This window comes from Endozoicomonas euniceicola (assembly GCF_025562755.1).
GTDB lineage: Bacteria > Pseudomonadota > Gammaproteobacteria > Pseudomonadales > Endozoicomonadaceae > Endozoicomonas_A > Endozoicomonas_A euniceicola.
Genome location: NZ_CP103300.1, coordinates 5,683,867 through 5,705,056, shown reverse-complemented (window position 1 = coordinate 5,705,056; position 21,190 = coordinate 5,683,867). Strand labels below are relative to the sequence as shown.

Annotated in this window: 21 protein-coding genes and 1 tRNA gene; 10 read left to right on the top strand and 12 right to left on the bottom strand. The window is 45.7% G+C overall.

What is annotated here, in order from left to right; translation table 11 throughout:
• Window positions 1-181: 181 nt before the first annotated feature.
• Complete coding sequence (locus NX720_RS23265) at window positions 182-385, bottom strand: hypothetical protein (RefSeq protein WP_262597874.1); 204 nt, start codon at window positions 383-385, stop codon at window positions 182-184.
• Between the two features lie 272 nt (window positions 386-657).
• Here NX720_RS23265 and NX720_RS23260 point away from each other — a divergent pair, with 272 nt between their 5' ends.
• The 4 genes from NX720_RS23260 to NX720_RS23245 all read left to right on the top strand — a co-directional run bounded on the left by NX720_RS23260 (window position 658) and on the right by NX720_RS23245 (window position 8,179).
• Window positions 658-1,452, top strand: a complete 795-nt coding sequence (locus tag NX720_RS23260) for a hypothetical protein (RefSeq protein ID WP_262597872.1) — start codon at window positions 658-660, stop codon at window positions 1,450-1,452.
• 152 nt (window positions 1,453-1,604) lie between these two features.
• Window positions 1,605-2,813, top strand: a complete 1,209-nt coding sequence (locus tag NX720_RS23255) for a Bcr/CflA family efflux MFS transporter (protein WP_262597871.1) — start codon at window positions 1,605-1,607, stop codon at window positions 2,811-2,813.
• 151 nt (window positions 2,814-2,964) lie between these two features.
• Window positions 2,965-6,705, top strand: a complete 3,741-nt coding sequence (metH, locus tag NX720_RS23250; protein ID WP_262597870.1) for a methionine synthase — start codon at window positions 2,965-2,967, stop codon at window positions 6,703-6,705.
• Between the two features lie 148 nt (window positions 6,706-6,853).
• Window positions 6,854-8,179, top strand: a complete 1,326-nt coding sequence (locus tag NX720_RS23245; RefSeq protein WP_262597869.1) for an MATE family efflux transporter — start codon at window positions 6,854-6,856, stop codon at window positions 8,177-8,179.
• 13 nt (window positions 8,180-8,192) lie between these two features.
• Here the strand turns inward: NX720_RS23245 and NX720_RS23240 are convergent, their stop codons facing one another.
• Both NX720_RS23240 and NX720_RS23235 read right to left on the bottom strand, forming a co-directional pair.
• Window positions 8,193-8,999 (bottom strand): DUF4892 domain-containing protein, encoded by an 807-nt coding sequence (locus NX720_RS23240; protein ID WP_262597867.1) that lies wholly within the window; start codon window positions 8,997-8,999, stop codon window positions 8,193-8,195.
• A gap of 187 nt (window positions 9,000-9,186) precedes the next feature.
• Window positions 9,187-10,689: a hypothetical protein gene (locus NX720_RS23235; protein WP_262597865.1), complete on the bottom strand. Its 1,503-nt coding sequence runs from the start codon at window positions 10,687-10,689 to the stop codon at window positions 9,187-9,189.
• Window positions 10,690-11,005: 316 nt separating this feature from the next.
• Between NX720_RS23235 and NX720_RS23230 the strand changes: the two genes are divergently transcribed.
• Window positions 11,006-11,082, top strand: a tRNA-Pro gene (locus tag NX720_RS23230).
• A 255-nt stretch (window positions 11,083-11,337) separates the two neighbouring features.
• On the opposite strand, the gene galU is transcribed toward NX720_RS23230, so the two are convergent.
• From galU to NX720_RS23195, 7 genes are all read right to left on the bottom strand, one after another.
• Entirely contained in the window at window positions 11,338-12,162 is an 825-nt protein-coding gene (gene galU / locus NX720_RS23225) for a UTP--glucose-1-phosphate uridylyltransferase GalU (protein WP_262597863.1), read from the bottom strand.
• 76 nt (window positions 12,163-12,238) lie between these two features.
• Window positions 12,239-12,661 (bottom strand): adenylyltransferase/cytidyltransferase family protein, encoded by a 423-nt coding sequence (locus NX720_RS23220; RefSeq protein WP_262597861.1) that lies wholly within the window; start codon window positions 12,659-12,661, stop codon window positions 12,239-12,241.
• A 13-nt stretch (window positions 12,662-12,674) separates the two neighbouring features.
• Complete coding sequence (locus NX720_RS23215) at window positions 12,675-13,877, bottom strand: oligosaccharide flippase family protein (protein WP_262597859.1); 1,203 nt, start codon at window positions 13,875-13,877, stop codon at window positions 12,675-12,677.
• A 21-nt stretch (window positions 13,878-13,898) separates the two neighbouring features.
• Entirely contained in the window at window positions 13,899-15,050 is a 1,152-nt protein-coding gene (locus NX720_RS23210) for a CDP-glycerol glycerophosphotransferase family protein (RefSeq protein WP_262597857.1), read from the bottom strand.
• 42 nt (window positions 15,051-15,092) lie between these two features.
• Window positions 15,093-15,905, bottom strand: coding sequence for a glycosyltransferase (locus tag NX720_RS23205; RefSeq protein ID WP_262597855.1), 813 nt, complete (start codon window positions 15,903-15,905; stop codon window positions 15,093-15,095).
• Window positions 15,906-15,909: 4 nt separating this feature from the next.
• Window positions 15,910-17,070 (bottom strand): sugar transferase, encoded by a 1,161-nt coding sequence (locus NX720_RS23200; RefSeq protein WP_262597853.1) that lies wholly within the window; start codon window positions 17,068-17,070, stop codon window positions 15,910-15,912.
• A gap of 475 nt (window positions 17,071-17,545) precedes the next feature.
• A complete protein-coding gene (locus NX720_RS23195) occupies window positions 17,546-17,680 on the bottom strand; it encodes a hypothetical protein (RefSeq protein WP_262597851.1) in 135 nt (44 codons plus the stop codon).
• Between NX720_RS23195 and NX720_RS27345 the strand changes: the two genes are divergently transcribed.
• From NX720_RS27345 to NX720_RS23180, 5 genes are all read left to right on the top strand, one after another.
• On the top strand, window positions 17,671-17,886 hold the full coding sequence (locus NX720_RS27345; RefSeq protein WP_404831110.1) for a toxin-antitoxin system HicB family antitoxin: 216 nt from the start codon (window positions 17,671-17,673) through the stop codon (window positions 17,884-17,886). The two genes, NX720_RS23195 and NX720_RS27345, sit on opposite strands and share 10 nt — an antisense overlap.
• 223 nt (window positions 17,887-18,109) lie before the next feature.
• Window positions 18,110-19,534, top strand: a complete 1,425-nt coding sequence (locus NX720_RS23190) for an AAA family ATPase (protein WP_262597850.1) — start codon at window positions 18,110-18,112, stop codon at window positions 19,532-19,534.
• A 38-nt stretch (window positions 19,535-19,572) separates the two neighbouring features.
• Window positions 19,573-19,812 (top strand): DUF6364 family protein, encoded by a 240-nt coding sequence (locus NX720_RS23185; RefSeq protein ID WP_262597848.1) that lies wholly within the window; start codon window positions 19,573-19,575, stop codon window positions 19,810-19,812.
• A 131-nt stretch (window positions 19,813-19,943) separates the two neighbouring features.
• Window positions 19,944-20,210: a DUF4160 domain-containing protein gene (locus NX720_RS27340; protein ID WP_404831026.1), complete on the top strand. Its 267-nt coding sequence runs from the start codon at window positions 19,944-19,946 to the stop codon at window positions 20,208-20,210.
• Window positions 20,191-20,436 carry a DUF2442 domain-containing protein gene (locus NX720_RS23180; protein ID WP_262597846.1) on the top strand — a complete coding sequence of 82 codons (246 nt, stop codon included), beginning with the start codon at window positions 20,191-20,193 and terminating at the stop codon, window positions 20,434-20,436. Before NX720_RS27340 ends, NX720_RS23180 begins: the two co-directional genes overlap by 20 nt.
• Before the next feature lie 96 nt (window positions 20,437-20,532).
• Here NX720_RS23180 and NX720_RS26865 read toward each other — a convergent pair whose 3' ends face one another.
• Window positions 20,533-20,799: a flagellin gene (locus NX720_RS26865; RefSeq protein ID WP_318654068.1), complete on the bottom strand. Its 267-nt coding sequence runs from the start codon at window positions 20,797-20,799 to the stop codon at window positions 20,533-20,535.
• Window positions 20,760-21,149, bottom strand: a complete 390-nt coding sequence (locus tag NX720_RS26860; protein ID WP_318654067.1) for a flagellin N-terminal helical domain-containing protein — start codon at window positions 21,147-21,149, stop codon at window positions 20,760-20,762. Before NX720_RS26860 ends, NX720_RS26865 begins: the two co-directional genes overlap by 40 nt.
• Window positions 21,150-21,190: the final 41 nt, after the last annotated feature.

Below are 21,190 nucleotides of genomic sequence, written 5' to 3'. Positions count from 1 at the left end.
GTACGCACATTCTATGCTACTGAACCACTTCAGGAAAAGGCTGTTTCTCCAGATTATCCTCTGAGCATTTTGCTGCCGCTGGCAGACGACGGCTCACCTGCTAAATAAGTAGAGGACGCCGAAACAACAAATTGTGATCATCGTTAGTAGGCTGCCAGCCCGGCTGTAATGTAAGCAGTAATCAACCATCCTGCCGCAGAGAGCTTGTTGATTGTCTGTCCACCGTCATTTTCAGCAGCACCTGCAACTGGAGTGCCGCTATAAGAACTTGCCAGGACGACCTTGCGAAGTGATCCAGCGAAGTCCACCAGTGGTTCGTACTCCTGTGCGTTCGATCACGGACTTCTGGCTCAAGCTCAGCCAGCTTTAAAGGAAAACGAATCATGTAGGTAGTATCATCAGGATATTCCACATGAAGTTTTTTAGACCAGACTGTAGACGATAACGTAAGAAGTAAAGCTACAGACAATGAGCCCGGGTATATAGAAGGGAGGAAACTAAAATTAGTACGACAGGCTGAGATTAACTGAATCATGGCTATTATTTCTCCAGATGGACACATTCCTCACTGCCGGTTCATTAAAGACCCTCTCTTGCTAAGGGTCTAGCTGAACCAGATTGTCTATCCTGAAAATTTACTTTTTTGGGGGTATAGGTATGAAAAACAGTTTTATCGCAAATTCTGTTAACACAACTGTCCAAAAACTACTGGGTAAGCACAATATATTGGGTACATCGCTTAACATTTATAGCCAGAAAAGTTTTTTCATGGATCATGTCGGCGAAAACATTAAACAAAATGCCGCTTATCCCCGTTTGAAAAAAGCTTCTTCTTTTTTATACACATCCCGAAAATTTTGTGAGTTGCGAAATCACAATGATTATGAGACGGGGCGTATACTGTTTAATCATTGTATGAACCCTTTTTTAGCTAAAGAAGGAATCGCTGCCAATGCCCACGAGTGTTCGGCTCTTACTATTTTTTCAGCTCTGAGTAGCACTGATCTGATTCAGGTTAATCGTGCAATTGTCACGACTCCGGGAAACAATCCTTCCGGGAAAATCCTCCATGAGTTTGTCATCATTGGTGAGGTGACGGGTAATAAGACCTGTGTAGTGATGCGCATGAATGACATAGCTCATTTTTTAGCGAAAAACCTGCTACCACGATCGGAGCGTCCCTGGGTGGTTGATGCGGCAATTAATATTGTCTGTCCGTTAACGCAATATATCGAGCAACTTGGGCTGGCAATTTCTTCTGTTAATCTGGCAGCAGACAAGGAGCAGACCGACGGTCTGCATCCACTGCATATCGGCCCGGAAATCACGCCAATGGGTTTCTATGGTCTGATTTCTGGTGGTTATTTGCTAGCGATTGAAGTCACTCCGAAGTCAACGCGACTTAATATTTCTGAGAGTAAAGGAGAGTTGAACTACAATGATTTTTTTTAATTGCAACAGGAATGCAGCTGCAAATATGTGAAAACCACGAATTGATCTGAATCAAAAAACTCTGCATCCTGCCCTGCTATTTATACGCCGGCACTACTTTTATAAGCGGTGTCCACCAGCAGCGATTAACACAAGAGTTACATAAAAGTTACATGCGTCAATTAAACCCTGAGAAACATACTACCGCCGTACTGGTTGTACTGACCCTGTTTGCTGTTGTGGGTCCGGTGTCCATTGATATATTCACGCCGTCACTGCCTGCGATCACCCAGTATTTCGACACAGACCATACCACCGCTCAATGGAGCGTGGGTATTTTTATGCTGGGTTTCTCTCTGTCCATGTTGATCGTTGGTCCGCTGAGTGATCGCTTTGGCCGCAAAAATACCCTGCTGGGCGGATACTCCCTGTACCTGCTGGCCACCATTGCCACCCTGACCACCAGCAGTATCCACCTGTTTATTGCTGCCCGCTTTGCCCAGGCCCTGTTCGGCTGCTTTGGTACGGCTGTTGCGCGAACCATCGCCCGTGATTATTACTCCGATAAAATGGAAGTGAAAATCCTGGCGTATATCAGCGCCTGTCTGACCCTTGCCCCAATGGCAGCACCAATTGCCGGTGGTTATATCCAGCAATACGCTGGCTGGCAGTACAGTTTTCTGGTGATGGCCGCTTTTGCGATTATCGCCATGCTGGCAATGACCCTGCTGCCAGAGAAGTCAGAGCGTAATGCCAACGCCACCACCGGGATGTTCAAAGGCTACTCTGCGGTTCTGACCGACCTGCGCTATATGCGTTTCTCAGTGGCAGCCGGTGTAGCTTTTGCCGGTGCCTTTGTCTTTGTGGCGGGTGCGCCTTTTGTTCTGATTGAGCAGCTGGGTATCAACCCGAAAGATTATGGCTTTATCTTTGCGGCTGCTATTGCGGCCTATCTGGTCAGTGCCTCCATGGGACCAAAACTTACCGATCGCCTGAGCCGGGAAAAGGTCACTCTGCTGTCCGGTTCTACCCTGGCGACCGGTGCCCTGATCTCCCTCGTTTCTGCGTGGTTCAGTGGTGGTGAGTCGGTTGTGGGTTATGTTGTTGGTATCGTTGTATACGAGCTGGGCCTGGGTATTTTCAATCCGCTGTGTCAGGCTCGCGCCACTGAACACATGAAGAACAATATCGGCACCGCATCCGGTCTGATCTTCTTTATTGAAATGCTGATGGCCACTCTGATCAGTGGCGCTGTTGGCCTGCTGCCAGTTGCCGGCACCATGACTCTGGCAGTGGCAACCCTGGCTTCTGCAGCCTTTGCCACCCTGTGCCTGATGGGAACTGGCAAGCCTGCCGAACAGCTGACTGCCCGGACGGCATAAATGCCTTAACGTTCAGTACAGCCAATACCTGTACTGAACGTTACCCCCCTTCCCGGCACCTCCCACTCAGAGTACATCTCTGCCACTTTCTGATACCATCCTGTTTCATCGGATTGACTAAACAAGAATGAACAGGCTGGAATCTGTAAGCATGCCGCGACCCTCAGTACCACTATCAGTACAACTATCAGAACAACGCATTCAGGAAGCACAGGAACGTGCCAGATTGCTGCAGGAACGACTGCAACAACAGATTTTAATTCTCGACGGTGCCATGGGTACCATGATCCAGGGTTATCGACTGGAAGAGAACGACTACCGGGGTGAACGTTTTGCCAGTCACCCATGTGACGTGAAAGGCAATAACGACCTGCTGTGCCTGACCCGACCGGACATTATTCAGGAGATACACCAGTCCTATCTGGAGGCCGGTGCAGATATTCTGGAAACCAATACCTTCAATGCCACCACCATTGCCATGGCAGACTATGACATGGAAGATCTGGTTCCGGAAATGAATCGTGAAGCCGCCAGACTGGCAAGAGTGGTAGCTGATGCTGAAACCGCGAAGAATCCAGACAAGCCTCGCTTTGTCGCTGGTATTCTTGGTCCCACCAACCGTACTGCGTCTATTTCACCGGACGTGAACAACCCTGGCTACCGCAACGTCGACTTCGGCACCCTGACCACCGCTTACCGGCAGGCTGCCATCGACCTGCTCGAAGGTGGCGCTGACATCCTGATGATCGAAACTATTTTCGATACGCTGAATGCCAAAGCGGCCATTTACGCAGTGAAAGAACTGTTCGATGAACTGGGGTTTGAACTGCCCATTATGATCTCCGGCACCATTACCGATGCGTCCGGACGTACCCTGTCGGGCCAAACGACAGAAGCCTTCTGGAACTCTGTCGCCCATGCCAAACCGTTGTCGGTGGGTCTGAACTGTGCCCTGGGAGCCAAAGAGCTACGCCCCTGGCTGGAAGACCTGTCCAACATCGCTGACACTTTCGTCAGCGCCCATCCCAACGCAGGTCTACCCAACGCCTTTGGTGAGTACGACCAGACGCCGGAAGAGATGGCCGATATCGTGACGGAGTTTGCCCGGTCGGGACTGGTCAATATTATTGGTGGCTGCTGTGGCAGTACACCGGATCATATTGCCGTCATTGCTCAAAGAATGTCGTCTATTCCCAAGCGTAAAGTACCGGCTATAACCAAAGCCTGTCGTTTGAGTGGACTGGAACCGTTCAACATTGCTGCGGATTCATTGTTTGTCAACGTGGGCGAGCGTTGCAACGTTACCGGTTCTGCCCGCTTTAAACGCCTGATTGTGGAAGAAGATTACGACACCGCTCTGGATGTTGCCCGTCAACAGGTGGAAAACGGTGCCCTGGTCATTGATATCAATATGGATGAAGGCATGCTGGATGCCCGGCAGGCAATGATCACCTTCCTGAACCTGATCGCTTCAGAGCCGGATATCTCCCGCGTGCCGGTGATGGTGGACTCTTCTAAATGGGATGTGATTGAAGCGGGTCTGCAATGTATCCAGGGCAAAGGCATTGTCAACTCCATCAGCCTGAAGGAAGGTGAAGAACCATTCCGCCACCATGCCAGACTGTGCCGGAATTACGGTGCTGCGGTGGTGGTGATGGCGTTTGATGAAGTGGGTCAGGCAGACACCGAAGCCCGCAAGATAGAAATCTGCCAGCGCTCCTACGATATTCTGGTGAACGACATTGGCTTTCCACCGGAAGATATTGTTTTTGACCCGAACATCTTCGCCGTTGCCACCGGTATTGAAGAACACAATAACTACGCCGTTGACTTTATCAACGCTACCCGCTTTATTCGGGACAAACTGCCCCATGCCATGATCTCTGGCGGCGTCAGTAATGTTTCCTTCTCATTCCGTGGCAATAACCCGGTTCGTGAAGCTATTCACGCAGTTTTCCTGTACCACGCCATTAAAAATGGAATGACCATGGGCATTGTGAATGCGGGACAGCTGGCGATTTATGAAGATATTCCTGCCGAACTCCGTGACCGGGTGGAAGATGTTGTTCTGAACCGGACGCCAGAAGCCACTGACGCACTGCTGGCCATTGCTGAGCAATACCGTGGCGACGGGACAGCACAGAAACAGGCAGAGGATTTAAGCTGGCGGGAGCTCCCTGTTAATAAACGTCTGGAGCATGCGCTGGTTAAAGGCATCACCACCTATATTGTTGACGATACGGAGGCGGCCCGGCAGGTGGCAGAACGCCCCATTCATGTTATCGAAGGGCCATTAATGGATGGCATGAACGTCGTGGGTGACCTGTTTGGTTCCGGTAAAATGTTCCTGCCCCAAGTGGTAAAAAGTGCCAGGGTGATGAAGCAGGCTGTCGCACACCTGGTGCCGTTTATTGAGGAAGAAAAAGGCGGCAACGTTCGTTCTAACGGCAAGATTCTGATGGCAACGGTTAAAGGCGATGTGCATGATATTGGCAAGAATATTGTTGGCGTAGTGCTGGCCTGTAATAACTTTGAAGTGGTTGACCTGGGGGTTATGGTTCCCTGCGAAAAAATCCTGCAAACGGCTGTTGAGGAGCAGGTGGATATCATTGGCCTGAGCGGATTGATTACCCCATCCCTGGACGAGATGGTGCATGTTGCCAGCGAAATGCAGCGTCAGGGGATTAAGCTGCCGCTGATGATTGGCGGCGCTACGACTTCAAAAGCCCATACGGCCGTTAAGATTGAGCCTGAATTTCAGGATGATCTGGCTATTTATGTCACCGACGCTTCCCGCAGTGTAGGAATTGCCACCCGACTGATGAGTAACGAACTGAAACCGCCACTGGTAGAAGAGACCCGTGCCGAATACGACAAAGTCCGGATTCGCCATAGCAAGCGTAACAATAAACGTCAGTTATTGACCTACCAGGAAGCGGTAGATAACCGTTTTCAGCCTGACTGGAGCCATTACCAGCCACCCGCTCCTACATTCACCGGGGTGAAAGTGTTTGAGGACTTCCCACTGGAACAGCTGGTTGATTACATTGACTGGACACCGTTCTTCATTACCTGGAGTCTGGCTGGCAAATTTCCCGCTATTCTTGAAGACGATGTAGTGGGTGAAGCCGCTACCAGCCTGTACAACGATGCACGACGGATGCTTGATGAACTGATTCAGAAAAAGAAGATCAAAGCTCGTGCCGCTATAGGCTTCTGGCCTGCCGCGCAAACGGATTTTGATGATATTGAACTGTACCGTGACGATTCACATGTAGAAGTCATCAGTCGTCTTCACCATCTGCGCCAACAGACACCTAAACCGGAAGATAAGCCCAACTATGCCCTGCCAGACTTTGTCGCACCAAAAGACTCCGGGCTGAAGGATTATATGGGCGGATTTATCACAACGGCTGGCATCGGCGCAGAAGAACTGGCAAAGACCTACGAAGAAGCGGGTGACGATTATAACAGCATTATGGTCAAGGCTCTGGCTGACCGGCTGGCAGAAGCCTTTGCCGAGTGTATGCATGAAAAAGTGCGGAAAGAGTTCTGGCACTATGCACCGGAAGAATCCCTGAGTAACGAACAGCTTATAAAAGAGCAGTACACTGGTATTCGCCCGGCACCGGGTTATCCCGCCTGCCCTGACCACACTGAAAAAGCCACACTGTTCAAACTGCTTGATGGTGAAAACAATGCACAGGTATCGCTCTCCGAGCATTTCGCCATGATGCCCGCTGCCAGTGTCAGTGGCTGGTATTTTTCACACCCGGACTCAAAATACTTTGGACTCGGTAAAATCACCTCTGATCAGGTTTCTGCTTACGCCGCCCGAAAAGGGCTGACGGTCGAAGAGGCTGAGAAGTGGCTCAGACCTAACCTCTTGTAATCACATCAGGCCATGGCTTCAGGCAGCCTTGCTATAGATAGAAAGGCTGCCTCATGACCTTATCAACCCTCGCCAACCTGATTCCGAACCATTACAATCGCCTTGATTTTTAATCCTCTTTTCTCTTTTCAGTGAGGCAGAGTCAGCCTTGAAACAGCGCAGTCTGACTATTGTAAAGCTGGCAACGCCCATTATTCTTGCCATGCTGTCCCAAAGTCTTTTGAATCTGGTGGATGCCGCCCTGGTTGGCCCATTAGGTGAAGAGGCACTGGCAGCCGTTGGCGCTGGCAGTTATGCCAATTTTGTAGCGCTGGCTTTAGTGGCCGGTCTGTCTGCTGGCGTTCAGGCACAGGTAGCACGTCGTTATGGCGCAGGTCAGAAAGCCTGCTGCGCTGTGCCTGTTAATCACGGGATTATCATTGCCCTGCTCTTTGCCCTGCCGGCCAGCCTGTTGCTCATGATCATGGCTCCCTGGATTCTGCAACTGTTCAGTACGGGCGGCGTAGTACACGATGCGGCCGAAACCTATTTCCGTATCCGTGTTATGGCACTGATGGCCGCCGCTATGAGCCTGTCCTTTCGGGGGTATTGGAATGGTACGGGCCAGCCGTTCGGCTTCTTACGGATTCTGGTGATTTCCCATCTGTTCAACGTCGTAGTCAGCTATATCCTGATTTACGGGAAACTCGGCCTGCCTGCTATGGGAGTGGCAGGTGCGGCAATGGGCACCTTCCTTGCCATGCACCTTAGTGCGCTACTGAATCTGCTGGTCCTGTTCCGGCAGGTGTCTCACCATGGTTTTCTGCAACCTTTCCGCCGCAGTGACTGGCTGAACCTGAAAACCCTGATCAAACTGGCTATCCCTGATTCATTGCAGCAAACCCTGTTTGCCCTGGGCATTATGCTGTTTTTTGCCATTATCGCCCAGCTGGGTACTCAGGAAATGGCTATTGCCCATGTACTGATGAATATTTCACTGTTCATGATTCTTCCCGGTATCGGTCTGGGTATGGCTTCAAACACCCTGGTCAGTCAGGAGCTTGGCGCACAAAGGCCGGAAATGGCGATAACCTGGGGCTGGAATGCCGTCTGGATAGCCACGGCATTGCTCAGTATCCTGAGCCTGCCATTATTAGTCATCCCTGAATGGGTGCTGGGATTGTTCCTGCATAAACCGGAACTGGTTAGCGCTGCCAGACTGCCACTGCAACTGACAGGGGTTGGCATTATTCTTGATTCTGCCTCTCTGGTGCTGACCCAGACCCTGCTCGGAGCAGGTGCCAATAAAACAGTACTGGGTATACGATTTGGGACCCAATGGGGTTTTCTGCTGCCCGTCAGCTGGCTATTGGGAACGGTTGTAGGAACGGGATTAACGACGCTCTGGCTGCTGACGATCTTACAGCGGCTGATCAGTTCTACGGCTTTTATTATGATCTGGAAAAGGCGACAGTGGAGTCATATCAGGATCTGATACGACTCCTTTACTATTGAGTCAGCAATAGCCTGATTCCTGCCTGACGGCTGGACGATGTGCTGTAGGACGGCAGTATTCTATAGCGGTCAGACCTTATGCCGTCAGCCTTTAGCTGTTCCTGCAACATCGCCTGCTGCCGCCGCAGGGTCGCTACCTGTTCGTCAGCCCCTTTAACACCTTCAGACAGTATGACGGATAACTCGATAGTAGCCAGCAGCTGTCGTTCATCATGACGTCTGAGTGCTGACAGTACTTCCCGGTAAGTATCATTACGCGAAAGCTGACCGGCGTTGACGGGCAGTCGGTCAATATAAAATGCCATAGGGGTATCGTCGCTGCCTGCCAGCGGCCCAGACTCTACGGTGAATTCATCTACCAGCGTATAAACCCGACGATTACCTCGCTTAACGGAATAAACACTGTAGTAAACAACCTCCCCGGGTCTTACTTTTTTACCCAGAAAGTAGTGCTGTTCCTTGTTCATACCGTAGAGTGTTGATACCCGAAAGATATTATTAGCCCAGAAATTGCTGTCACCACAGCCAAAACTGTTACAACTGAACAAAGGTTCGACATTCAGGGCTTTTAACTGCTCTATAAAAAACTGATAACCATCGTTACTGTCGTGACCTGATGGCAGCTGGTAAACCCGCCTTTCCAGGTTTCCATCCAGCCGTTGCATGTCATCCGCCAGTACGACACCGTTCACCTTCTTCATTGGACTGCTGACAACTGGATGGTTACTGCGCTGTTCATTCACCCTGCGATCGACCGAAGCGGCCGGATAGGGCTGTAAATCCAGTGCGGCGGCTGTCATGGGGATGATCGCTGTCAGAAGAAACAGGGCTCTGACCGACGAGACGCAAACTTGCTGTAGGTTGTGAATAAGTTGATTCGCTCTAACCATGAGTCGGATTCTACATCTTGTTATCAACGCCTAAAGACTATCACAAGGTTACCAAAACAGAACAGCGTCGTAAGGATGGAAAACAACCCGGGCCAGGCTATGGCTTCTGCTGGTATGCCTTTATGGCTTGTTCGAGTATGCCTTTAATACCAGCTTTTCGTTCGGCAAGAATTTCGCTGGTCAGTGACTCCTGGGTATTTCCTTCCTGTTCCAACAGTTTTTTCTTGCCTCTTGCAGTTCCCTCCGCATCTTTTCTCAACTCTGACTCAGCAGCTCGTATAATTTTTTCCGGGTTTAAAAAGGCTTTTCTGGATGCTGGCAGTAAAGCTTTGTCATGAAAGGTTTGAAGGTCTTCCTGCAAGCGCTTCGTTAACCGCTGTTCCAGTCGCAAATAACTCTGATCCCAGACATCATCCAGAGAGCGCTTTTCGCCTTTCGCCATGACCTGGTCATGGGCTGTGATCATGTTACGCAATGATGCCGCTGCTGAACGCTTATTCTGTTGCTCTGCCTCCAGCGCCTGGCGCTGGGCACCACTCAGATCCGGATTGTCCAGCTTGATTTTAAGCTTGTCGATATCCCTGAGCGTGTTTTTCAAGTCAGCCCGCAGGGCTATACCTGAAACCGGCTCCAGCCCCATTGCAGTTTGAAACAGTCGTTTTTGCTCATCTGGCGTGAATAAACCTTTTCGGGTCACAGTACTGGTAATACTACCCACCATCGCCTCATCTTTTGCCGCTGCTGCCTGCCGAATCTGAAATATTGTAGAAGCCAGTAACGCCAGTTTTTTCTTGTTACGTGGCTTAAAGCGGCTTACTCCCGTAACGACTGGCGCCAGGGAGGCAACCATCCCGCCCAGGGGAACAGTAGATGAAACCAGCCCTCTGAGCAGAGTGCCGCTAGTGGAGGAGGGTATGAACCAGAGGGATTTAAGGTAGTCACCGTGAGCTGCCAGCTCAATCATACCGTTGTAGAACGCTTCCTGAAGTTCTACCGGCGGATTGCCTTCCCCATCATAATGTTGCTTAACATAGGCCATGACCTCATGGGTATAGTGCATAAATACATCTTGCAGCTTTTTTCCTTCTTTCGTATTTAACCCGGCTTCAACAATCTTCTGAACAGACTCGGGTAATGGCGATGCCTTTACCCCGGCTCTGCTTGCGGAATCCAGTGGGTGTATCTCCTGGTTTGCCTCAATATCCGCTGGTGTTGTGATCGTCCCTGATATGTTTTCTGACTGGCTCGAAGCCTGCTGGCTGGCTTCAGGCTTTGACTTTAAATCAGGCTTTGGAGCAATTGGGGGCTTACCGGCACTGGCTCCATTACGAATCTGGCTGGGTTTGGGATTATTAACTATTTGTTGAACAGCTTCCCCGGGAAGTACCTGGGTCACCCTCTCCCTGAGCAAAATGTGCCTGGACATACCAGCGGTACTGGCTGATTGCTGCCTTGCCAGATAGTTTCCCGGTTTCGCAAGGTTGGTAATTTTAACTTTTCCCAAACCTCTTCCCACTTTAGACTCGTCATTTTTGTCTGAAGCCTTCAATCCATGAGTCTGATAATTTATTGATAATTTGTTGCCGGGTATCTGTGACATAAGGGTTTCTTATTTCATAGCCAAAGGTGCTGTTTTAATAGTAGCTAAGAAGCCCTGAAAGCCTGCCTGCACTGAATCAAGCTCAATATTTTTGAAAGTTCTGCTTAATAACTGACTTAGCCCAAACGACCAGACAGTAACCCTGCTCACTGCGTCAGAAAGCAGGCTCATATCACTGACTCAATAATGCTTTGACACCCTTATTATCCATTCAGGCTAGATATCTTCTTTCAGAGCCTGCAAGTTCGAAGATAACGGTTGAACTCTAATAAAATCAAGGTATTATAGGCATCACATGAGCAGCCATGCTGCCTGTCGGAGCGTAGCGCAGCCTGGTAGCGCACCACAATGGGGTTGTGGGGGTCGGAGGTTCAAATCCTCTCGCTCCGACCATTTTTCTTACCCTGCAAACCTTTCTGATCCTGCAAGCTTCTTCCTGACGCTCATGGATACTTATCCATACTCCATTCAAGTGAACAGTTCTTTTTATCACGGAATAATTCTGAAAAAGACTTCCTTTGTTATTTGTTAAGCGTTACCACTTTTTAACGAAACACAAATAAAAAAAGGCGTACAGGTGCTGAAACCAGCTCCTGTACGCCTTTCAAATAATGTTTACAGCCAGTATTTCTGGCTACAAACGATCAGTTATTTGCGGAACGCATCATAACAGTAATTGGTGGCCTCGATAAAACCTTCAATACTGCCACAGTCGAAACGTTCTCCCTTGAATTTGTAAGCTAATACACAGCCCCGCTCAGCCTGTGCCATCAGCGCATCCGTAATCTGTATTTCACCGCCTTTACCAGGCTGAGTGTCGCTGATCAGATCAAAGATATCCGGGGTCAGAATATAGCGACCGATAATAGCAAGGTTACTGGGCGCATCTTCCTTCCTGGGTTTCTCAACCATATTTTCAACACGAATCAGGTCATCAGAGATCGCCTGACCTGCTATCACCCCGTATTTATGCACTTCATCCTCAGGGACTTCCATGACCGCAACAATACTGCAACGGAACTGTCGATAAAGCTGTGCCATCTGGGACAACACCCCGGATCCATCGCTATTAATACAAAGGTCATCCGCCAGAACCACGCCAAATGGCTGGTCGCCCACCAGTGTTTGGCCAGTGAGAATGGCATGCCCGAGCCCCTTCATCTCCCTCTGCCGGGTATAGGAAAATGTGCATTCGTTGATAATTTTACGAATACCGGTCAGCAACTCTTCTTTGGAAGACCCAGAGATCTGGTGCTCCAGCTCGTAGTTCGCATCAAAATGGTCTTCCAGCGCACGCTTACCCCGACCGGTGACGATGCAGATATCGGACATACCCGCTTCCAGGGCTTCCTCGACCCCGTACTCGATCAACGGCTTGTTGACGATTGGCATCATTTCCTTGGGCATGGACTTAGTGGCAGGCAGGAAGCGGGTTCCATACCCTGCGGCGGGGAAGAGGCATTTTTTGATCATGGGGGTCCTTCGCTAAGCAAGAATTATCGTCGTAACTGAAGACTATCTTACACGTGAATAGTTCAGAATTAACATATCAAACTAACGCTGGTTCTATATTTTTAGATCTTACTACTTCGATAATGCCAGTTGTTGAGATAGCAGGTGTTCGCTCCAGGTAAACCACCTCACAAAGGTCATTACAATAATCAAACCTGCCTTTCCAGTCATCCCCCATCACCAGAACATCGGCATTATACTGCTGTATGTAATCTCTCTTCAGCTCAAGGGACTCTTCATAAAAAACATGATCAACAAACCGCATGCAACTGACAATGTGCAGCCTTTCACCCTGAGAGTAAAACGGGTATCTATTTTTTTTTGAATAGTTCAATTGATCAGTTGAAATACCTACAATTAATAAATCACCATAGTCTTTTGCCCTTTCAAGAAGCCTCGCATGACCATAATGAAAAATATCAAATGTCCCAAACGTTAATACGCGTTTAGCTTCACTCATAAAATACTCATTATTATATATAACGATAAACCAAAAAGGATTTAGAACCCATATCTATAAATTTAAAAATGGCAAAAGCCAGCAAAAATGTATGCAAACTAATGCCATTGAATACTAATAAAAAAACAAAAACAACCATCGCTAAAGTGAAAGAGAAGAGTGAGCTCAGAAAATAAGATTTAGTTTGTTTTTTAGGCAGCAAAAAAAGTTCCCCAATCACTACTGAGGCAGCAGCAAAGATGGATGACAAATAAAAATAAATGTAAATATTACTATTTGTGTCATAGCCAAAAAACAAAACGTCAACGTAATGTTTTAGAAGATTTGTAACCGGAGAAAGCATGACAAGAAACAGAAAAAAAGCAGATATCAACTTCATAAGTAAAATATCTGACTGTCCTTTATTCTTAACAAACCCCGGAAGAAGAACAACACACGACAACTGGGCAGGCATAATCGCGAATATATATAATTTCATTCCAAGATCAAAATAGCCAACCTCACTAAATGCAAGAAACACCCCTGCAAGCAAAATATATATTTTATCAGAGAGTGTGAGAAATACTTTATTAAGGAAATAGTCGAATGATGATAGAATCAATTTGGTGGCAAATCTTAAGTCTGATTTAAAAATCATTCCATATTTATGATAGGTATAAAAACAAACAGTCAGAGCTGAGACCAGGTAAGCTGAAGCATAAATAGCAGCATAAGTAAAAGAACCACCATTTTTACCCACAAAAATAAAAGAAAGCAGTACTATGTACAGCAAGCGAAATAAAGAAGTAAATGTTAGAATTTTCGTATTTTTATTTAAAACAAGGTAAATAGATGTATTAAATGACTCACCAAATGCACTAATACTAAGAAGAAGTATCAGTAAGCAGACATATTCCTCTAAAAATAAAACTGAGAGCGTTGTAACAATCAGCAATGAGAGTACATATATAAACAGTTTTGAAATTATAATATTACTGACAACAATTGAATGGTATTCAGTACTCTGATCGCTATGCAGGCGGCACAAAACATAATTATCAAATCCATATCGAATAGCAACCAGAATAAAAAATGTGATACTCAGGGAATAGGCAATCATTCCATATTCTTCAACACCCAAAACTCTTGTTAGATAAGGCACAATCAATAAAAATAAAAAACTATCTATACCTCTGTTTAAAATCAGCGACCCAATGTTTTTCAATATAACAAACATTATGAGACTCTATAAATAAATTTAGTTACATACTGAAATTTTAATATCATTTATCTTTTTATAAACAATATCACACTGCCCATCTGTGTGTTGATGAAACCGCTTTTTAATATTTTCATATTCATCCAGCAAAAATGGTTGATCATTACCCATTAGATTCAATACTTCATTTTTCCATTCTGAAAAATCGCTTACCTTGGGCCCTGGTGAAACATCATCAAACTCATAATTAAGCCCCCTACTTTGTTTATAACCATCAAGATCATAGGGTATATAAATTATATTTTTATCTGTTAACAAAAAATCTATAGCAATTGACGAATAATCTGTTACCAGCATATCAAATCGGTTTAAATAAAAAGATACTTCCGGCACTAACGTGGAATCGAATAGTCTCACGTTATCAACTACCGTAAAATCCTTATAGCCGTTATCCAAATGATGTGGTCGTAAATATACAACAATATTATTTGCCAATAAAAAATCATTTAGCTCATTGATATTGACATCATCAAACGGGAAATAACGGGTACTGCCACCATCTCGGTAAGTAGGAGCATAGAGTATGTTAAACTGCTTCGAATCGACAGTACTATCAACTATTAAGTTTGTTTTACTTGATATTGACTGATTAAACATTTGTCCAATTAAAGAGCCAGTGACAATTACTTTTTCTTTTTTCACATTAAAGCTTTTTGCAAGAACATTAGCAACATCTTCAGAAGAAGCACAGATGAAATCGTATATTCTAGCATAGTAATATTTATACATTATTTTTCTTAGATAACTAACTGCATTATCTTCTAGAGCTATTTTTTTTATAGGTGTACCATGCCATAGGTTGACGACAATACGGTTAATATTAAATAGAGGGTAAATAAAAACAGGTCTCGTTGAAGTTATCCACACTCTGGCTCTATGTATAATAAGAAGGTGCGATATTTTTTTTGTTGTTATAAAGTAGTCACCAAACTCCGACTTTAAGCTCTCCCTTAATGAGTCATCATCAATAACAAATAAGACCTTTTCACTTTTATACCTAACCAAATACTCAAAAAACACTCTTGAGTTGAAATTAAATTTACAATTTTTATATGAATTAATTACCCAGATATTCTTTCTGGAAAGGAATAAACAAATGTAATTTAAAAAGAAAGAAATAACAGCATGCATTAAATATGAACCGAACTAAAATTTATGATAAATTATATTTCATTAGACACGTCGAAAAACACTATTATAAAGCTCCCCTCTCAATGAAGGGCTTAGCAAACGTATTAAAGACCTTAATAACAGAACGAGATAACGGTTTATTCCACGCTGCATACCAAGGTTTTTTTTAATGCGGCTTATTTTGTACTCACTGACAATATATTCTTTCCCACCCCGACGCTCAAACATTGCCTTACCCGCTCTGGCATATACGAGGCATGAATCTATATTTTCAAAATTCACACCTGCATTTATCATTCGCAGCCAAAGATAATAATCTTCCATGAACTTAAAATCTTTGTAGCCTCCACTTCTTATAACATCGCTTTTTTTAAACATAACCGACATATGATTCATTGGATTCCTATATCTGGCATACCGCTTTATTTTCTGATGAGACAGTGGAACTTTTTTTATTATATTTTTACCAAAAATATCGCCTTTAAATTCAGCAACCCATGATCCAACACAGCCAATATCTTTGTTTTTTTTAAAAAAATTAATTTGGGTTTCAAACCTGTTGGCAAGACAGATATCATCTGTATCCATCCGTGCAACAATCTCATTGGAACAGTTTTCCAACCCATGTTGCAAAGCAATACCCAACCCTTTGTTCTTACTTATTTTTACAATAACTATTGGCAATTCTGATTTCCAATAATCAACCACCTTTTGCAACCTTTCAGTTATCTGTCCATCGTAAACAATAACAACCTCATCAGCTGCCAATGTTTGCTCGGACAAGCTTTTCAGGCATTCATTCAGAAATTCAGGTTTCTCTTTCTCGTACAAAGACATCAAAACTGAAAATTTCATATCTTCAAACACCTTTACCAAATAAAACCGTGGTTACTGTTTTAGCCAAAATCTTAAAGTCCATCCATAAAGACTGATGTTTGATGTAGTACATATCATACTTATGCTTCCACACAGCATCCTCCAGAGAAGCGCCATAAGGATATTGCACCTGCGCATACCCTGTCACTCCGGGCTTAACTGCATGCCGAAATCGATAGTATGGGATTTGTTTCTCAAGCTCCTTAATAAATACTTCTCGTTCCGGCCTGGGTCCAACCATCGACATCTCACCTTTTAGCACATTAATTAGTTGAGGCAGCTCATCAATGCGCATTTTTCTTATAAACCTTCCAACCTTTGTTACTCTATTATCATTTTTTGATGCCCATTTTGCACCAGAACTTTCAGCATCCTGCCTCATGCTTCTAAATTTTATGACTTCAAACTCTTTGTTGTATAGTCCAGCTCTTTTCTGCTTGAAAAGTACCTTACCTGGACTTTCAATTTTTATGAATAGAGCGGTTAGCAATCCGACTGGTATAGCAACTGGCATTAACGTCATGACTAGAACCAAGTCTACAATTCGCTTGGGAATAGTATGATGTTTTCTTCTTAAAACAGAGAATGACTTGTCATCTATATAATAATCTGAATTTAAAAGACCTACTTCTGTATAACCAAGTTTTCTCTCAAATTCTTCAATCAGGCTAATTACCTTAACGCCATACTTGACTTGTTTTACTAAAAACTCTCTTTGGCTGGGTTTTAAATCACCAAGCTGGAAATAGTATATCGCTTTATGATTTCTACAACTTTCATCTTTAGAGTAATCATTTATGATATAATTTATTTTTTTTTCTTGTAGAATATGCCTTAAAAGAGCTACATTTGCGCTTGGCGTATAAATATATAATGGTTCACAGTTTCCGTATTTTTTGCATATCCATACCTTGCCATCTTTTGCCGAAGTCACTTCATCCGTTTCCAGCTTATACTCAACACTAGCGAAGTGACCTGATTTACCACAAACAATTTTTGGTTTAAAATCTGATTTATTTCTATCAGATTCAACTTCAATCGATCTTGAACTATTTGAATCAACTGTGCAGAGTTCAAGTTCTATTATCTTTGTTTTACAATTTTCTACCGATGAATGTTTATTAAGATCTTCGACTTGTTGCATAATTGTTCGCAATATACATCACTTATACAAAATGGCCAGTTTTGTTCAAATATAAAATAACTTGCTCTTACCCTGACAGTTAAGAGCAAGTTTTAGAATCGAGAATGATGGTTGACATTACATATAGAAGACACTGGTTAGTCCATGCCTTTCATGCACGCTACCGCCCGTCAAGTCACGCACTTCTCGAAACTGCGGCAGAACGTTCTAATTTTGAGAAAGCCGCTTAAAGCAGAGGCAACAGGCACTTCTTGCACAGAGCCAAAAATAGCAGCGCTCAACCTTGTCCTCTACTTTGACTTTCATGTCGCTTCAAAATCTCTTGTTTATAGGGGTAAAATGAACAAAAACAAGGAGTAGACGGCAGGTATTCTAGCTTCTTAGTCACAACTTACAATACGTATAAAGGTATGCTTACCAAACGAAGTTAACAACGGCGCAGGTAAGCTCCCCATCCTTATAACCAAAGAGAAAATCACCCCCGCCCTGGCATCCGATTCTGCTCCGCCTGCCGCCGAACATCCATCATACGATCCGTATCAAATTCACACAGCACCTTTTCCACCTCTACAGGCTCCTCACCATGACCGGTGTCAGCTACTGGACTCAAGTCATCATGATTGCGCTGAACTCGGCAGGACGCCGGACAAACCCTTTAAAGGATCATTAAATATTCGCATCGGCGAAGAACTGCATCGCAGGATTGCCACTGCTGATAACAACCTGTCAATCAATGCTTTTAACTGTTCTGCAATCAGAGAGAAGCTGGAACGGGATTTTGGGTCAGACAGAACCATGAAGGGAAGCAGCGAATAGCGAGCACCTCACCCGTAACACCGCTGCCCACAGGGCATCAAAACTGGAATCATTCAGCCCTATCTGAGCGCTTTGCAGATTTCATGTATAGTGCAAGTGCAACAAATAGCTATACATAAAACCTGTAATAACAGTTTTTATGTATAGCTAAAAATCCAAGTTAAACTATACATAAAATCTGCTATAGTCGATTTTATGTATAGCTAACTACGCACCAGACTCCATGTTTGCAGGCAGAAAAAAAGAGATCAAACAACTTCTTGGCAGCTTCAGCCGCACCAAAGGCACGCTGAACGTCATACGCGGTCGCAGGCGAATAGGCAAAACCCGCCTGATCAAAGAGCTGCCTAATTTTGGCAAAAACATCACATTACGCTATCTCACCTCCAGCCCGCCAACAGAAAAAGTCAGCGACAGCGAGGAGCGCAAACAATACGCCGAACAGGTCAAAGCTCAGTTCGACCTCTCCTACATGCCGCCCCACGCTACATGGCGCGAGCTGTTGGCATTCATCAGCGACCTGTGCTCCACCCGACGAACCATTTTAGCCATAGACGAGATCAACTGGCTGGCGACCAAATCCCCTGCCTTCATGTCCGTATTCTTTGAACTCTGGGAAAACCAGTTCACCCTGAAAAAAGAATTCATGATCATATTATCGGGCTCTTTATCCTCATGGATTGAAGACAACATCCTGATGAATAAAGGCTTTGTTGGGCGGATATCGGTCTCTATCACCCTGAAAGAGCTGGCACTCAATGAACTGCCGGATTTTTTTGGCAGCAGAATAAGAAAAACACCCGACATCGACCTGATCAAAATGCTCAGTGCTGTCGGCGCAGTACCCCGCTACCTTGAAGAACTGGACCTTACCAAAACCGCCGAAGCTAATCTGAATCAACTGGCCTTCAACAGCAGCGGTTTCCTGTACAATGAATTTGAGAAAATGTTTTACGACCTGTTTTCAAAGGAAAACCGCTTCTACCGCAGCATACTCGAAACCATCAGCCAGTCAAAACAAGGCTTAACCGCCGGGGAACTGGCTGAAAAAATGGGGCTCACCTACTCTGGCCGCCACACCCAGGCCATCGACGTGCTGGAAGAAGTTGGCTTTATTAAACGACAACACACATGGGACATCGCCAAAAGAAAACCGGGAAAAAAATACGCCCTGAAAATCAGCGACAACTACACCGCCCTTTATTTCAGAGCGATTGCAAAGACCAAGGCACCGGGAAAGATTCAACCCACAACACCCGCCAACCTGCCGTCCTTACTGGGACTGCAATTTGAAAACCTGGTTCACAACAATATTCTGTTTATACTGAAACAGCTCCATCTGAATATTCAGGATATCGCCTTTGCCGCCCCCTACCTGCAAACCACCACCACTCGACGACAGGGTTGCCAGATTGACCTGCTGATTCAGGCAAAAAACAGGGTCTATGTCTGCGAATGCAAACTGCATTCAGGCGAGATTACCCGAGCCATCATTCCTGAAGTACAGGCAAAAATCAGCAAACTGCCTAAACCTAAAGGCATCTCCTTTCATCCGGTTCTGATTCACGGCAACCGGGTCGCAGAGTCGGTGATTGAAGAAGACTATTTCGACAGGGTGATTAACCTTGCTGATGGAACAAGGCTTTAGCCCGCCTGAACTTGCCACCCAACAAAATAGAGACCACCATGAGCAAACTTATTCTTACCATCAACCCCGAAGTCATCAGACAGGCCAGGGCATACGCCGCCAGCCAGCAATTAAGCCTATCAAAGCTGGTCGAAAACTATTTAAAAAGCCTGCCTCTCGAACCGGGGCAGAACGAACTGAAACTAACAAGCACCACAGCTGAACTGGCAGGCATTATTGATGAAAAAGAGTTGGACAACATTGACAGCTATACCGACCACCTAAGAGAAAAATACTAGCGATAAAAACTCAACAACTGCCAACTATGACACAGAGCAGTACCTGACCAGCCTTGACTATCATTGAACTGAAATTGCACAGAACCACAGAAAATGTGCGAAACTTCAGCCAATCGTTTATTGTATGACCCATGCCTAACGCACGGTACACAGGTAACTTAATGCCAGCCATTCTGAAAATCGGGGCATATCGGTTCTTTTTTTACTCAAATGAGAACAATGAGCCAGCCCACATACACATTCAGCGTGAAAGAGCTTTGGCAAAGTTCTGGCTAACACCTGTATCCCTTGCCAGCTCAACCCGTTTTTCAGCCAAAGAAATCAGAGAGCTACAAAGGCAAGTAGAAAAAAACAGAACATCCTTGCTGGAGGCATGGAATGAATACTTTAAAAGCTGAAGCCTACCCCCTTGCCCAACACGTTAAGTGCTCGGAATCAGAACTGACAGTAACTCTAGTTGATGGCAGAGTACTGATCGTACCCATTTCGTGGTTTCCAACTCTCGCCAGTGCCACAAAAGAGCAGCTCAACAACTGGGAACTTCTCGGTGAAGGCGACGGCATACACTGGCCGGACCTGGATGAGGATCTCAGCGTTAAGGGTCTGCTGTCAGGGAATCATTAATCCAGACTTAAAAACCCAAAAAGGCGAACCCCGAAAGATTCGCCTTGCAACAGACTGTCGCCATTCCCACCTTCGTGGGAATGACAGGTAGCCGTATTACAGCAACATAGTCGCATACTGTGGCAGACCCTTAGCCTGTGCCAGAACAGAAGTACCCGCTTGCATCAGCATCTGGTTAGAGGTCATCTGCACAGTCTGGGAATCGAAGTCAGCGTCCAGGATACGGCTCTTGGAAACGCCCAGGTTCTCACCAATGTTGGACAGGTTGCTAACGGTGGATTCCAGACGGTTCTGAACCGCACCCAGGTTAGCGCGCTGGTCGTCTACTTTTGCCAGAGCGCTGTCCAGAATTTTGGTTGACATTTTTGCACCTGCTGACGAGGTAAGATCCGGTCTTTGTCAGTATTGGTATCGTTAGCAGACTGCAAAGACAGGTCACGCATACGGTTCAGGATGCTGGTGTTTTCAGTCATCGCGCCTTCAGCGGTCTGAGCCATTGAGATAGCATCGTTAGCGTTACGCTGCGCAGCACCCAGACCGTTCATCTGAGTTGCCATACGGTTGGAAATCTGCAAGCCTGCCGCGTCGTCAGCAGCGGAGTTGATGCGCTTACCAGTGGACAGCTGCATCATTTTGCCTTTCAGGGCACTCTGGGTTTTGAACAGGTTGTTCTGCGCCATCATGGCAGAGCTGTTGGAATTGATGGTAATCATTACCGATCTCCAGTGTCATTGAGTACAACAAGCGTTGATTG

Excerpts from the sequence above, each read along its gene's own strand:
- NX720_RS23255 (WP_262597871.1), top strand. The coding sequence starts at position 1,605 with ATGCGTCAATTAAACCCTGAGAAACATACTACCGCCGTACTGGTTGTA.
- metH (WP_262597870.1), top strand. The coding sequence starts at position 2,965 with ATGCCGCGACCCTCAGTACCACTATCAGTACAACTATCAGAACAACGC.
- NX720_RS23265 (WP_262597874.1), bottom strand. The coding sequence starts at position 385 with ATGATTCGTTTTCCTTTAAAGCTGGCTGAGCTTGAGCCAGAAGTCCGT.
- NX720_RS23180 (WP_262597846.1), top strand. The coding sequence starts at position 20,191 with ATGAATACTTTAAAAGCTGAAGCCTACCCCCTTGCCCAACACGTTAAG.
- NX720_RS23200 (WP_262597853.1), bottom strand. The coding sequence starts at position 17,070 with ATGCAACAAGTCGAAGATCTTAATAAACATTCATCGGTAGAAAATTGT.
- NX720_RS23240 (WP_262597867.1), bottom strand. The coding sequence starts at position 8,999 with ATGACAGCCGCCGCACTGGATTTACAGCCCTATCCGGCCGCTTCGGTC.
- galU (WP_262597863.1), bottom strand. The coding sequence starts at position 12,162 with ATGATCAAAAAATGCCTCTTCCCCGCCGCAGGGTATGGAACCCGCTTC.
- NX720_RS23215 (WP_262597859.1), bottom strand. The coding sequence starts at position 13,877 with ATGTTTGTTATATTGAAAAACATTGGGTCGCTGATTTTAAACAGAGGT.
- NX720_RS27340 (WP_404831026.1), top strand. The coding sequence starts at position 19,944 with ATGCCTAACGCACGGTACACAGGTAACTTAATGCCAGCCATTCTGAAA.
- NX720_RS23260 (WP_262597872.1), top strand. The coding sequence starts at position 658 with ATGAAAAACAGTTTTATCGCAAATTCTGTTAACACAACTGTCCAAAAA.
- NX720_RS23185 (WP_262597848.1), top strand. The coding sequence starts at position 19,573 with ATGAGCAAACTTATTCTTACCATCAACCCCGAAGTCATCAGACAGGCC.
- NX720_RS23235 (WP_262597865.1), bottom strand. The coding sequence starts at position 10,689 with ATGTCACAGATACCCGGCAACAAATTATCAATAAATTATCAGACTCAT.
- NX720_RS23190 (WP_262597850.1), top strand. The coding sequence starts at position 18,110 with ATGTTTGCAGGCAGAAAAAAAGAGATCAAACAACTTCTTGGCAGCTTC.
- NX720_RS23220 (WP_262597861.1), bottom strand. The coding sequence starts at position 12,661 with ATGAGTGAAGCTAAACGCGTATTAACGTTTGGGACATTTGATATTTTT.
- NX720_RS23205 (WP_262597855.1), bottom strand. The coding sequence starts at position 15,905 with ATGAAATTTTCAGTTTTGATGTCTTTGTACGAGAAAGAGAAACCTGAA.
- NX720_RS23210 (WP_262597857.1), bottom strand. The coding sequence starts at position 15,050 with ATGCATGCTGTTATTTCTTTCTTTTTAAATTACATTTGTTTATTCCTT.
- NX720_RS26860 (WP_318654067.1), bottom strand. The coding sequence starts at position 21,149 with ATGATTACCATCAATTCCAACAGCTCTGCCATGATGGCGCAGAACAAC.
- NX720_RS26865 (WP_318654068.1), bottom strand. The coding sequence starts at position 20,799 with ATGTCAACCAAAATTCTGGACAGCGCTCTGGCAAAAGTAGACGACCAG.